At 25.5% G+C, this 14696-nt stretch carries 13 protein-coding genes; all 13 read left to right on the forward strand.

All coding sequences use genetic code 11. The annotated features are described in order from the left end of the window. Positions 1 to 99: 99 nt before the first annotated feature. The 13 genes from bvRMA01_RS00335 to bvRMA01_RS00395 all read left to right on the forward strand — a co-directional run bounded on the left by bvRMA01_RS00335 (position 100) and on the right by bvRMA01_RS00395 (position 14674). The gene (locus bvRMA01_RS00335) at positions 100 to 990 is read left to right on the forward strand and encodes an HAD family hydrolase (protein WP_247031373.1); all 891 of its coding nucleotides are present in this window, start codon (positions 100 to 102) and stop codon (positions 988 to 990) included. A gap of 13 nt (positions 991 to 1003) precedes the next feature. Further along, the gene (locus bvRMA01_RS00340) at positions 1004 to 2242 is read left to right on the forward strand and encodes an aminopeptidase (protein WP_247031376.1); all 1239 of its coding nucleotides are present in this window, start codon (positions 1004 to 1006) and stop codon (positions 2240 to 2242) included. 17 nt (positions 2243 to 2259) lie between these two features. After that, a complete protein-coding gene (locus bvRMA01_RS00345) occupies positions 2260 to 2727 on the forward strand; it encodes a divergent PAP2 family protein (RefSeq protein WP_247031378.1) in 468 nt (155 codons plus the stop codon). 22 nt (positions 2728 to 2749) lie between these two features. After that, on the forward strand, positions 2750 to 4219 hold the full coding sequence (locus bvRMA01_RS00350; protein ID WP_247031380.1) for a hypothetical protein: 1470 nt from the start codon (positions 2750 to 2752) through the stop codon (positions 4217 to 4219). Next, positions 4219 to 6522, forward strand: coding sequence for an RnfABCDGE type electron transport complex subunit D (locus bvRMA01_RS00355; protein WP_247031382.1), 2304 nt, complete (start codon positions 4219 to 4221; stop codon positions 6520 to 6522). The genes bvRMA01_RS00350 and bvRMA01_RS00355 overlap by 1 nt, the downstream gene beginning before the upstream one ends. Before the next feature lie 3 nt (positions 6523 to 6525). Continuing rightward, a complete protein-coding gene (locus tag bvRMA01_RS00360) occupies positions 6526 to 7095 on the forward strand; it encodes a hypothetical protein (protein WP_247031384.1) in 570 nt (189 codons plus the stop codon). Beyond that, positions 7095 to 8172, forward strand: a protein-coding gene (gene prfB / locus bvRMA01_RS00365; protein ID WP_247031386.1) for a peptide chain release factor 2 whose coding sequence is annotated in 2 segments (ribosomal slippage) — positions 7095 to 7150 and positions 7149 to 8172 — 1080 coding nt in all. Because the reading frame shifts where the segments join, the coding sequence is not laid out codon by codon here. Before bvRMA01_RS00360 ends, prfB begins: the two co-directional genes overlap by 1 nt. Next, a complete protein-coding gene (locus tag bvRMA01_RS00370; RefSeq protein WP_247031388.1) occupies positions 8154 to 9560 on the forward strand; it encodes a hypothetical protein in 1407 nt (468 codons plus the stop codon). The genes prfB and bvRMA01_RS00370 overlap by 19 nt, the downstream gene beginning before the upstream one ends. A gap of 50 nt (positions 9561 to 9610) precedes the next feature. After that, positions 9611 to 10456: a signal recognition particle-docking protein FtsY gene (gene ftsY, locus bvRMA01_RS00375; RefSeq protein ID WP_041178550.1), complete on the forward strand. Its 846-nt coding sequence runs from the start codon at positions 9611 to 9613 to the stop codon at positions 10454 to 10456. Next, positions 10453 to 11487 carry a hypothetical protein gene (locus bvRMA01_RS00380; RefSeq protein WP_247031390.1) on the forward strand — a complete coding sequence of 345 codons (1035 nt, stop codon included), beginning with the start codon at positions 10453 to 10455 and terminating at the stop codon, positions 11485 to 11487. Before ftsY ends, bvRMA01_RS00380 begins: the two co-directional genes overlap by 4 nt. An 11-nt stretch (positions 11488 to 11498) precedes the next feature. Then, complete coding sequence (locus bvRMA01_RS00385; protein WP_247031392.1) at positions 11499 to 12746, forward strand: ABC transporter permease; 1248 nt, start codon at positions 11499 to 11501, stop codon at positions 12744 to 12746. Next, positions 12747 to 13427: an ABC transporter ATP-binding protein gene (locus bvRMA01_RS00390; RefSeq protein WP_011772040.1), complete on the forward strand. Its 681-nt coding sequence runs from the start codon at positions 12747 to 12749 to the stop codon at positions 13425 to 13427. It abuts the gene before it with no gap. Then, positions 13424 to 14674 (forward strand): ABC transporter permease, encoded by a 1251-nt coding sequence (locus bvRMA01_RS00395; protein ID WP_433996705.1) that lies wholly within the window; start codon positions 13424 to 13426, stop codon positions 14672 to 14674. The genes bvRMA01_RS00390 and bvRMA01_RS00395 overlap by 4 nt, the downstream gene beginning before the upstream one ends. Positions 14675 to 14696: the final 22 nt, after the last annotated feature.

A 14696-nucleotide genomic window follows, 5' to 3' on the forward strand; every position in this document is an offset into this window, starting at 1 on the left:
AAAAAGTAACTTTTATTTAATTATAACAAATAATTCAATTTTAAAAAATTTCTTTATTTGTTATAATTAAATCCAACGGTAAAATCAAAGGACAAAAGTATGAAAGATATTAAGGCTGTTATTTCTGATCTTGATGGCACACTTCTACTCTCAAATAGCCAGATAGGGGCTTTTAGTGAGATTGTAATAAAAAAACTAACAAAAGAAAACAAAAAGTTTATTATTGCAACAGGAAGAAGTAAAAATGAAATAATTTCTCTTACAGAACACCTAAACTCACATGTTTCATTTTTTATAACATTAAATGGAGCAAGAGTCTATAATAATCAATGGCAATTAATAAGTAGTTATGATTTGTCCTCTGAAATTGTAAATGAGATTTTAAATCTCAGAGAGAACAAATACAAAGATATACCCCATTTTTTACAGAAATCTGAAGATATAGATGAAAAGCTTTACGCTGATAACACAACTAAAAATGCTATCAATAATATATTTAAAAAACATGAATTGTTAAGGAAACACAAATATATAGAACATGAACTAAAAGATATAAGTATAAAATATCATGAAGTCAACAGTTTTAGAGAAATTAAAAATTTTAACAATATAGCAAAAATATTATTACTGCATGATGAAGAACCACAATTAATAAAATACGAAGCAATAATTTTAGAAAAATACAGAAAAGAAATAAACGCTTATTTATCAACACCACACTCACTTGAAATTGTTAATAACAGAGTTTCAAAGGGAAGTGCATTAAAAGACGTCCTTAAAAGCATTCATATTAATTTAAATGAAGCAATTGCATTCGGAGATGGGTTTAATGATGTTGACATGCTAGAAAATGTAAATAAAGGATTATTAATGGGTAATGCAAATTATAGATTAAAGAAAATGTTATCGTATTTAGAAATAATAGGCACTAATGACAATGAAGCTGTTGCACATTACATTAATGACAACATTTTAGAAGAACCTGTATAGCATAGGACATAATATGAAAACAGACTTAATAAAATATGCAGAGCTCATTATCTTAAAAGGAATTAACTTACAAAAAAATCAATGCGTACTTATTACAGGTTCAATTGAAAATTATGAATTTTTAAAAATTCTAGCACAAAAAGCTTATGAGTATGGGGCAAAATACGTAGAATTAAATATTGAAGACACTGACATTTTAAAAACCAGATTAAAATCATCACCAGAAGATCTCTTAGAGTTTATTCCAGATTTCAAGCATAAATTTTTTGAAGAAATGATAAATGAAAAATGGGCAAAAATACGAATTGATAACACAGAAAATTTAGACACATTGAAAGATAATGATAGTAAAAAAATATCAAAATACTTTAAAGCACTAAATATAGCATCAAGAAAAGTTTCAAGTGCAATAATGAATAACGAATTAGCATGGTGCATAATTTGTGCTCCAGGTCCAAAATGGGCTGCAAAAGTTTTAAATAAACCTGAGAGTCAAAAAACATTAGAAGAATTTTTTAAAATTCAAAAAAAAATCATGTTACTTGACTCAAAAGATCCAATAAAAGCTTGGGAAGACCATGGGAAAAAACTTCATCAAAGATGCAAAATCTTAAATAAATTCAAATTAGAAAAAATAATTTTTAAAAACCAGAAAACAAATCTAGAAATATATCTTCTAGAAAGTTCTATTTGGACAGGTGGAAGTGAAAAAATAAGAGGAACTAACATTGAATTTAATGCAAACATGCCTACTGAAGAGGTTTATACAACCCCCAATTACAAAAAAACAAATGGAATCATGTATGTAACCCGTCCAGTAACGGTACTTGGAAACTTAATAACCGGAATATGGCTAGAATTCAGAGAAGGAAAAGTAATTAACTTTGGATGTGACAATGAAAAATCAAGAAACATATTAAAAAGACATATGGAAACTGACATGCAAGCACAATATATAGGAGAAGTTGCATTAGTAGACTGTAACTCTCCAATATATCAAAGTGGTTTAACGTTTTGCAATATACTATACGATGAAAATGCAAGTTGCCACATTGCACTGGGCAATGCATATTCCTCTTGCTTAAGCAACGGACAAGAACTAAAGACTGATGCTGAAAAATTAGATTATGGCTGTAATGTCTCTTTAATTCATACAGACTTTATGATTGGTAGTAATGACATAAACGTTATTGGCATTGACAAATCAAGAAAAGAACATACAATAATACAAAATGGACAATTCGTAATATAAAACGGAGTAATCAAATCATGATAAAAGAGTTATTCACAAATGACCTTTTCTTGTCTTGTTTTGTTTCAGGCATTGTTGCACAAATGATTAAATATATTATTCAAGCAATGAAGACAAAAAAATTCAAAACAAATCCAAAATACCTTTTAAAAAGCATTTTCTTAGAAACAGGAGGAATGCCCAGCAGTCACTCTTCAACAGTAACAGCTCTTGCCACATCAGTATTAATAACAGAAGGAATAGATACTAACTTTATTATTGCTCTGGCTTTTGCTTTAATAACAATAAGAGATTCATTCGGAGTCAGATACATGGCAGGGGTTCAAGCAGAATATCTAAACGCTTTGTCAGAACAACTAAAAATGAAAATCAAAATTGAACCTTTAAAAATCAAAGTGGTTAAGGGACACAAAAAAAAGGAAGTATTTACAGGAATACTTATTGGCATAATTTCTGCATGGGTAATATGTAACAGAATAATATAAATAACAGATTATAAAGGAAAAAATGAAACTACCAAAATTTTTAAATATACTGTTAATACTATTATTAATTTCTTGCAATATGGCAAAATTTGGAGATTATAAACCAATATATTTCAAAGGAGAAGAAGATTTAAAAACCGCAAATGACTACATAAACTCATTAGGATATAAAACAATATCTGAATACACAACAAAAGTAAATATATTAGACTTCCCCAATTTCAAAGAGATAACAATAAATAAATTAATTCACCTTAATGACTATGATCTTCGAAAAGATCTATTTTTAAAAAAATTATCTAACCTCTTCAATATAGAAAAGAAAAAAATACTCTATGTCGAATCAGCATTCACCAGTAGCGATCTTAGAAAATTAAAGCAAGATCAAAAGATTGAAGCAGAAATGCACTCACTTAACTACAAAACTAAAATTAAATATTTCTCAAGCGTAACATTCATAACAATTATAATACTTTTATTACTATTAAACATCAAATATGCACCCTTTATAATCCTTTTTCTAATAAGTTCATGTACTATATTCATATTTAGCGATGAAATACTATATTTTTATCCTTTAACTATACTCTCTTACCTATTATTTACATTAATTGATAATTTTAATAAAAATTACAATAAAATATACCTAAGGGATATTAACTTTACAGTATTAATTAAGAAAATTAAAATTCCAATATTTTTATTTTTATTTATAGTATTTTACTTTATTGTTATCATTAATTTTCTCACAACCAACCTCGAAGCACTTCTGATTATTTTTGTATCAATATCAACACTTTGTATTTTTTTAATATTCACTTGGATAAAAACTGAAAGCAACCTCAAACACACATTTTTATCCTTAATTGAAATCAAAGAACAAAAACGAGAAACAAAAATCCTAAAATTCAAAATCCTCATACATATAATGTTATTCATAGCATCATTAATGCCATTTTTTTATGCACAAAACATACTTAATGCTTATAATAATTTTAATTATCTTTACAGTAAAAAATTGAACTATTTTGACTATTTAAACCCCAACAACATTTACTTAATGGTGGGACACAATGAAGAAATTCCAAATATTGTGGGTTATATGTATCACATATTTTACCAAAATGAGCTTAAATATAAAATCACATCTCAATATGGCAAAGTAAACACACATGTAAAAGAGGACTATTTTGAAATAGAAAACAACAAAATAACTATCAACCAAAAAACTGTATACAAAGTAGACAAAGAATTTATATCCAAAAACCTTAATAAAGAACTCCCAAAATTATTCTTAGATAATGGAAATCCAATCTTAATATATAAAGAAACACCCGCTAATATTGCAATCAATAAAGATAATTTTACAATTTTGTTCTCTCTCTCATTACCATTTTTCTTATTGCTATTCCTATTTAAAGCAATAAGATTTACAATTCTTTTAAATATGAGTGAAAAAAGCTATAGAAAATATATTAGAGGAAATATTTGATGTCTAACTCAAAAACGCTAAAAATAAAAAAACAGTATAAAGTAAATATAGATGAAATTCAAATGCCTGAATGTGTCTTAATTCCACTAGAAACAGAAAATGCAAAATCTACAATATATATCATTGAAAATCAAAGAATCACAGAAGGTCAAATATTATCAAAAAATAAAAATGCAGAGCTATACACATATTCCCCAATATCTGGAACAATAGAAAAAATATATACAGCCAATCTTCCAGGTGAACACCAATTAAAATCAGCATTAATAAGATTTCACGGAAGAATCAAAAACGAACAAGAACTCTCAGTTGAGGAAGAATCAAGAGAAAAAACACTAGAAAAGTTAATTCGACTAGGAATTCCCTGGTTTAATGAACATTCACTATTTCAATATGTAAGTAAATGCAAAAAAATAGATAAAATGCTTTTCTTAATAAATGGTAAAGATCCATTCACAAATATCTCAGAAATATTAATAAAAGAAAAATTAGATGAAATTATTTATGGTTTTGAAACAATCGACAAAATATTTAAATTCAAAGAAATATTAATAGTACTTAGCAACTATAACTTAAAAAAAAAACTTGAAAACTTAAATATCTTTCAAGATAAAAGATTAACGATCAAATTAATTCCCAATACTTCATATCCATATTCAAATCATGAAGTAATCATGCACTTTTTATACAATGAAGAGAGCATAAAAAACAATATAAATCCAAATAAAAACATACTTCTAGCTAATGTCGAAGACCTTTATAATGTATATAGTACGCTCAAAACAAACTCCCCATATAAAGAAAAGTTTATAACCATAAACGGCAACAAAAAAATACAAAGTAAAATAATCAAAGTAAAAATTGGAACATCTATCCAACAAATAATAAATGAAGATATTGATACAAAAAAATATGACATATTTGTAAACAATCCCGCAAATAAGATAAAAATAAACAATCTAAATATACCTATAACAAGGGATATATATAGCATTACAATATTAAAAAAAGAATCAATATTGAGTAAAATAAAACTCTTAAAAACACCTAGTTTTTCACCACGATATATGGAAGAGATTATTTTATCAAAGATTAAGGGCAAAAATAACATCTCTAATACACAATTACAATATCTGCAATATACTGAAACTGAAACAGAAGATGAAATAAACAAAGTAAAAAAAGAAATAAAGGAAAAGATTTTAAATCTGAGCCTCAACAATGAACCAATATACACTGAGAATAACTTAAAAGATATCTATTTAACTATTATCTTAGCCTTAATACCTAGTTTAATATTCTCTTTTACAAACAACATAAAATTTTTAATTGATACTTTAATATTAACAATGATAAGCTTGTGCTCATACATTACAATAATGCTAAAATCCAAACATAAATATCTCTCGTTCTTTATATATACTTCATTAATTATCAATATAATCTTACCTTTAAATTTCTCTATAATATTAAAAATAATATCATTACTTTTTACATTTTTAGTATTTTTTTATTTCTCAAAGCTTTCCAAATTTCTTGTAAACCCCATATTAATATCGTTTATGTTTTTATTACTAAACTTTCCATCAAGTTTTAAGCATACATATTCTAAAAAACTCTCAGAGCAAGAAGATATAATTCCTACCTGGAATAAAATAATGCAGCAAAGTTCAAACATTCAAAATTTAGAAAGCCTAAAAGAATTTAAAAGGTATGAAAACAAGCACATTGATATGATTGAAAAATTCATAAATGACAATATATTGTCTAATATAAATATAATGATACCAAGATTTCACATTGAAAACTTGTTAGGATTACAAAACGAAAAATATCTATCCCCCATTCTGATTTATATTGGTTTCTCATTTATTCTTGGAAAATTTATCATCAATAAATTAATACCACTATCTTTTTATATAAGTCTGCTACTAATTGCTTATATCCTCAAAAATCTTGGTCTTTACAGTCATATAAGTTTTGATATGCTAACTCTAATAATGTCACCAATTCCAATGATTTTAGTATTTACAATGAGCACAGAATTGCAAATAGCCCCTCCCTTTAAATTTGAACAAATACTTTATGGAATTACATTATCTTTAGTATATTTTATAACATTAAGCTATATTCCACTTGAAACTTTAGCAGCTGTAATATCCATTTTTATCCTACAGATAAGTTCAACATTAATAAAAAGATATAGCTTAACATTTCAGATAAAAAAAATATTGCATCATTTAAGCATAAATCAAGCAAAAACAATAAAATATAAAAATGACAATGGAGAAGAAATTATATAAATTATGAAAAATAGTTTAATAATGTATTTACTAGTAAATAATCTATTACTAATACACTTTATCGGAATTGAAGACATAAAAATCAAAGATAATAAGACATTATCAAAAAAGTATTTGATTGTTATAATAACTTCTTTATTAATTTATTCAAGTCTTTTTTACCTTTATAAATTATTCTCAGAACATAACTTATTATTTATAATACCAATTATATATATAACATTGATCTACATACTAACGATAATACTAAAAACATTAAACAATATCTTAATTGTTTACAACAACAAATCAAAATATTCTAACGACTTTCTGCTATCCAATAGCAGTTTAATTGCAATAACATTCTTTTCCTTAGATAAAAGTCATAACTTTTTAGAAGGCATCAAAATACTCATTTTGTCTTCACTCAGCGTCCTAATAGCCCTTATATTAATAACCCTAACAAAGAAAAGTTTTGAAAAAAAATTAACATCAAAAATATTAGCCAATGAAACAATGTATTTTTTTATAATGTTCATTTTATCTTTAATTCCAAATATAATTATGTTAATAAATAATATCGAGGGTCTATAATGAGAGAAAAAATAAATGAACTTTTGGAACAAATTGAAAATGTCTGGAGGAAGCTTTGACAGCAATAAGATCAAGGTAAAACTTAAAGAATATGAAAAACAAATAAATGATGAAAATTTCTGGAATGATAATAAAAAAGCACAAAAGATTCTTAAAAATCAAAATATTTTAAAAGCCAAAATTGAACCTTGGGAAGACTTGATATGTAAACTCAAAGACTTAAGAGAACTCTGCGAAATTGCAGAAAGCGAAGAAGACACAGCGCTACTTGATCAAGATATTAATAAACTAAGAGAACAGTATAAGCATCTCCTAACATTATCTTATTTTAAAGAAGATATTGATATAAATAATGCATTCTTGACAATACACTCAGGAGCAGGTGGCACAGAAGCTTGTGATTGGGTTAGCATGTTATATAGAATATACCTAAGATATTCTGAGAGACATGGATACAAAACAGAACTCATAGACTTACTTGAAGCTGAGGGAGGCATTAAATCTGTTACAATTGAAATAAAAGGAGAATATGCTTACGGATTTTTAAAAAGTGAAGTAGGAATACATCGTCTTGTAAGAATTTCTCCTTTTGATGCTGCAAAAAAGAGACACACATCTTTTGCATCTGTTTTCATTGATCCTGTAATTGATGATAAAATTGAAATAACAATTAAACCAGAAGATATTAGAGTTGATACATATAGAGCCTCGGGATCAGGAGGGCAACATGTCAATAAAACATCATCTGCTGTTAGAATTACTCACCTTCAAACGGGCATAGTAACTCAATCTCAAACTGATAGAAGCCAACATAGAAATAAAGATCTAGCAATGAGAGTATTAAAATCAAAACTTTATGAACACTACAAAATACTAGAGCAACAAAAAAGTAAATCTAAACAAGAGGAGAAAAAAGATATATCTTGGGGCAATCAAATAAGGTCTTACATCTTTCAACCCTATACTTTAGTAAAAGATCACAGGACAAAATTTGAAAATCCAAATATCATCTCTGTTATGGATGGAAACATTGATAACTTTATAGAAGAATATCTTAAATGGAAAAATCTAAGTTAATCATAATATTATTTTTAATCTTAACATTAAAACTAGCATATCCTCAAAATAACATTGAGTATGGCTTTTCTTATATCATCAACACACAAGATGAAAATAAAAATCTTCAAGAAGGCATTGAACAAACACTAGATAAAATTTATAAGACAATCAATGAACATATTGTCAATAACAATGATAAAGATTTCATCAGACGCATTTACATAAATCAAAATATAGTAAATAAAGAACAAGAGATCAGCAAACTAAAAGAAGATATGGACAAAAAAAAGCTACAGAATGCAATAAGTTCCAGAGAAGAAAATAAAATAGAAATCAAGATAAATGAGCTTAAAAAAGACATTGAAAATATTAAAATTAAACAAAAAGAATTTGAAGAGTACCTTATAAATTTAAAAAAAATGAAAACAAAATACATAAAACATAAAGAAAAAATACATCCATCAAATTTAAACACAGAATTTTTAATAAGCCAAAAACTATTTTTTATCAATTACATACATCTTAAAAAGATAGAAAAATATTATCTAGTTGAAATTAGCAATATCACTCCTCAAGGAGTCAAGGTTAAAAAAGAAATTTTTCACCTATCATCATCCGTTGATGATATTGCAAAAAAAATAGCAGAGCTTAGTTTTGAAGAAATATTAGGAAGAGAATTTATTAAGATTAAGATCAATGTCATCAATAATTTAGATGCCAAAATATATATAAATGAACAATTTGTATCAAAAGGAATATATAACAATGATATATGGGATATTTCTAAACTCCCTAACAAAGAAATTATCATTAACATCATAAGCACAACTTACAAACCCCATACAGTAAAGCAAAAGGTAAAAAGCGGAGATACAATTAACTTAAATATTAACTTACAAAAAGCAAATTATAGAAAAATACCAATTACAAGTAATGTAACATCCAAAGTATTTAAAAAAGGAATATTCATAGGAGAAACTCCAATTGAAATTGAAGAACCTGAGGGCATAGAATCTATTTTATTACAAGCTAAAGGATACAAAAACATGTTCAAAATGATAAGCAAAGAAGATAAAGAAATTAATATTGAAATGTTAAAAGACAATAAAAGCGAGCTTATCATAAAAAGAGATCAATTCTATATAAACCTCGGAATCTTCACATTAAGCTTAATAGGTACTGCCTTTGCCATAACAAAATATAATGAATCATCAGAACTTTATAATATCGCTTTAAAGAATATTATTAAACGTAAAATAACACCTCAAGATCTATACAACGTAAAATCAGAACAAATGATTACAACATTTTTACTTGGTACAGGAATCACACTTTCTGTTGGCAGTTTTATACCGTTAATAATTCATCTGGTAAAATATATTCAAGAAGCAAGCAGAGGTGAATAAATTATTGTAAAATTACTTAGTAAACAATAAAAAATAGGAGAATGAGAATTTTGGGTATTTTTGACAAGATAAAAAATTTATTTAAGAACAAAGAAAAAACACAAATATTTGAAAAATTAGAAGATATTCTCTTAGAAGCAGATATTAAAAATGATATAGTAATTGAAATAATAGAAAATATAAAAAAACTTAAGGTCAAAGATGAAGAAGAAACATTCTTAAAACTAAAAGACTTTCTTAAAAGTTACATAAACCAACAATCCCTCAACCTAGAGAATAAAAGATTAAACATCTTATTGATAATTGGGGTAAACGGAGTTGGCAAGACCTCCAGCATCATAAAGCTTGCAAATAAATTTAAAAATGAAGGTAAAAACGTATTAATAGCTGCAGCAGACACATTCCGAGCAGCAGCAATTGAACAAATTAAAATACAGAGCGAAAAAATAGGAATTAAAGTCATATCTCAAAATCAAGGAAGCGACGCAGCAGCAGTAATATTTGACAGCATTTCAAGTGCAAAGACCAAAAATTATGATATATTAATAATTGACACAGCGGGAAGACTTCAAAACAAAGAAAATCTAATCAAAGAACTCCAAAAAATGGATAATGTAATCAAAAAGCAAATGATCAAAACAGATGTTAACTATAAAAAGATACTAGTAATAGACTCTATCGCTGGAAAGAATATAAACAATCAAACAGAAATATTTAACAAAGCAATAGAAATTGATGGAATAATAGCCACAAAATTTGACTCATCATCTAGAGCAGGTGGAATAATAAATATTTCAAAATTATTTAAGAAACCAATATACTTTTTTACATTTGGAGAACAAGTAGAACATATTAAAGAATTCAACACTGATGACTACTTGAATAAATTATTATGACACCAAAGATAGTAATATTATTCTTAATATTTATAATACCAAGTACATATGGGCAAAATTACTTTATATCCGACGTATTTTTCAATAAGTATCAAGAAATATATGAAATTCCACAAACAGGATTCTACATTGAATACATGAAAATTAATGAAATTGAAAAATTTAGTCTCTTTAAAGACCTACAACTGATAAAATATAAAACACAGAAAACAATAAAAGATGATAAAAAAAAACTAACATTCTATAATGAAAAAGATATCAAAACAAAAGAAGAAATTTATGATAATTTGAATAATAAAATACAAGAAATAAAATATAGTCCTAAAGGAATAATTCTTGAATCTGTAAATTATTTTTACAAAAACAATGATTTAATTTATAAAGAAATCAAAATTTTAAATCAAAAGCCAAAAACACTACACTACATGAAAGATTCTAATGGTAAGCTTTTAAAAATAACGGGTTCAGATTTTCAAGTTTGGAATTACGGAATCAATGGAGAGATCAAGTCCACATACTTTGACATAAAAAAATCCAAAACAAAAGTAATTCAATATGATGATCAAAAAAGACATTTAGAAAGCATAATATTAGACAATAACAAAATCAAATCTAGAGAAAAAAATCAATATTTAGATGATAATGAAGTAATCAATACAGAAGAAAAAGAAGAAGGCAACATAAAAATTATATCAAAATATAAAGGTCCTAACTTAATCAAAAAAGAAATATACAAAAACAATGAAATAACAGAGATCAGTGATTTTGAATATAATGAATCTGGAAACGTTATAGTTGAAAATGTAATTGTAAAAGAAAACAAAAAAGAACATAACACTAAAACAAAATATGAATATAATTCTGATAATAGACTAACGTCAAAAACAATTTATGAGAATAACTTAATATTATTAAAAACTGACTATTTTAATGATCATGAATACGAACAAGAAATATACTACGATGGAAATCCTATCTTTAAAGTAAGATATAAAAATGACGAAATTATTGAAGAAATAAAAAGATATTAAGAGAGATAAAAATGGGATTAAATAAATTTTTATTGAAAAGATTGATTTTAGATGAAAAAAATAGTTTATCACTCACAATTGTAATAATTTTAAGCATAGTACTTGGACAAATCATTATCATTATCACAATATCAATAATGAATGGTTTTCAAAATGACTTTTTCACAAGCATATCTACTTTAGAGAGCGGTAATTTAAAAATTGAAAGCCAATTAAATGATCAAGAACTTAATGCTCTTAAAGAGATTAAAGAAATAATTCAAATAAATAAAATCTATGAAACACAAGGTATTGGAATCGAAAACTATTACTATCCAAGTATCTTGAATATAATTGCACTTGACACAAAAGACATCATAGAAGATAAAAATTTTATCCTACTAACAGGCCTTACACAATCTGAGCTTCAACTTAACGATGATGAAATCATAATAGGAGATGTACTCTCATACAACTTAGGCCTACTTGAAGGCGACATAATAGGATTAATATTAAGTGATGAAATAAAAAATTTACAAACATTAAAAAACGAAATAAAATACTTCAAAATAAAAGCCATTTTTAAGAGCAATTATGCCAAAATAAATGAATCCACAATATTTATGAACATTAATTACTTTTACAAAAAACAAATTATAAAAGATTCAGACATTAAATATCAAATCAAAACACAAAATTTATATCCTAGCAAAAGCTTAATAAACAAAATAAAAAATATTAATCCCAATATCCAATTTAAACCATGGAACGAATATAATAAAGAATTCTATAAAGCACTAAAAATAGAGAGGAATACAATGTTAATCATTTTAACAAGCATATTTCTTGTCATTGCCGTTAACACATATTATTTACAAAAAAGAATAATAATCAATAAAAGCAAATCAATTTCAATAATCTTATCTTTAGGGCTTAAATCGCAAAAAATCAGGAAGATTTTCTTAATTCATTCAGTAATAATCTGCATACTCGGGGGCATTATTGGATTAATTACAGGCATTATAATATCTTCAAATATCAATGAAATTTTAAATGTAATTGATATTTTAATAAATAGCCTGATTAATACTATAAATTATATATTAAAATTAAAACTAGAAAATATAGAAATAAAAATAGTTAAAAATACAATTACACCTAAAATATTTTTAAGTGATTTAATGTTCACACTATTTTTTGCTTGCTTGTTTACCATATGCTCAAGTCTAAAGGTAACAAAAAAGATCAAATATGTTGATAAAATAAACGGAGCCTCATAAATGAAAAATATTATATGTATAACGGAAATACATAAAACATATACTAAAAACAAAACAAAAATAAAAGTATTAGAAAATTTAAATTTAAATGTAAAAGATGGTGACTTTATTTCAATTCAAGGCAAAAGCGGATGTGGAAAATCTACACTTTTTAACATCATATCAGGAATTGATAAAATGGATTCAGGCGATATAATTTCATGCGGAATATCTTTAAAAGATGCAAATGAGAAAACCCTAAGTTTATATAAAAACAAAAAAATAGGTCTTGTATTTCAAAATCACAATTTAATTGATGAGTTTAGTGTATTTGAAAATATTATTTTACCTAAAATAATTGAAGGGAAAGATAACTTAGAAACAATAAATAGAAAAGCTCTACGCTTAATGAAAATATTAGAAATAGATAAAAGAGGGGATCACTACCCTTCAGAGCTCTCAGGAGGAGAAGCACAAAGAGCAGCAATTGCAAGGGCTTTAATAAATGAACCGAATATAATCTTATGCGATGAACCTACTGGTAATCTGGATATTAACACCGCAAAAACGGTAGAATCTTTATTAATAAACACAGCTAAAACATTTCACAAAACACTAATTTTAGTCAGTCACAATCCAGAATTTTCAAACAAAGCAGATATTAAATATGAATTTAAAGAAAAAACATTAAAGAGAATATGATGCGTCCAAATATCAAAGAACTCACAAAAATAGCATACATAATATTTATAAATTCAAAAAATAAAAAAGCCTTGATTGGTTCTGGAATGTCTTTAAGTTTAGTCATGATTCCTTTAATCATTGTCTACTACATGTCAAACAATATAATGAATTCTACAATAGAAAAATACATTGAAAATGAAGGATTTTCCGTACAAATTGAATATAATGAAATTCAAAAAGATACATATCTTGGATCTAAGCTAGAAAAATTAAAAAAAGAATACCAACATGATGAACTAAGATATTTTTTTGAAAGAAGAACCTACGGAATAATCGGAAATAATAAAAAACAAGGTGTATTAATAAGAGCAGTAGAGAACAAATTTATTGATGAAAATAAGCATATAAAATTAATAGACGGCAAAAAAAGCTTCAACAAAAATGAAATATTGATATCAAAACAAATTAAAGACAGACTTAATTTAAACATCAACGAATCTATTTATATAGTAATACCAAATAATAAGCATCAAAAGATATTCCCCAAAGCAAAAAAGTTTAATATATCCGGAATCATTGAAACGGGTTTAAGAGAAATTGATAAAAACTTAGTTCTCATTTCACTACAAGATTCAAATATCATGTCGGAAGAATTTTCAAAAAGTATAATTGGAATTTCTATCAAACCCAATACCAAAGAAAAAACTGATAATTTAAAGAAAAACATTAAAAAAGAATTCCAAGAATACAAAATAAAAACATTTTATGAGCTTTATTTAAACAAATATACAAACTTAGATATCAGCAAAAAACTCTTAATATTTATTATGGCATTTATTGTAATATTTGCAAGTATTAATATATCCTCATCCCTTTGTATGTTAATACTTGAAAATAAAAAGAAAATTGCAATATTTAAATCAATTGGAATGAATAATTCAAGTCTCAAACTAATATTTATATTAATAGCACTTGTTCTAAGCTCAATATCTTGTATAATAGGAATAATTATTGGAAATTATATAACCATTAATATCGAACATTTAATTAATATAATAGATATTATTATTAATACAATTTTAAAAATATTTGGAACTGATAACACAGAACTTTTAAACTCTGATTATTATATCTCTGAATTTAATATCAAAATAAGTTACAAATTTAGCTTAATTATTCTTTTATCTTACACACTAATCAGTATTACAACAACGCTTATTCCTCTAAATATTATTTCAAAGTTTAAAGAAAAAGAAATTCTATAGATAAATCAATATTTTTATACAT

Source organism: Borrelia venezuelensis (assembly GCF_023035835.1).
GTDB classification, from domain to species: Bacteria; Spirochaetota; Spirochaetia; order Borreliales; family Borreliaceae; genus Borrelia; species Borrelia turicatae.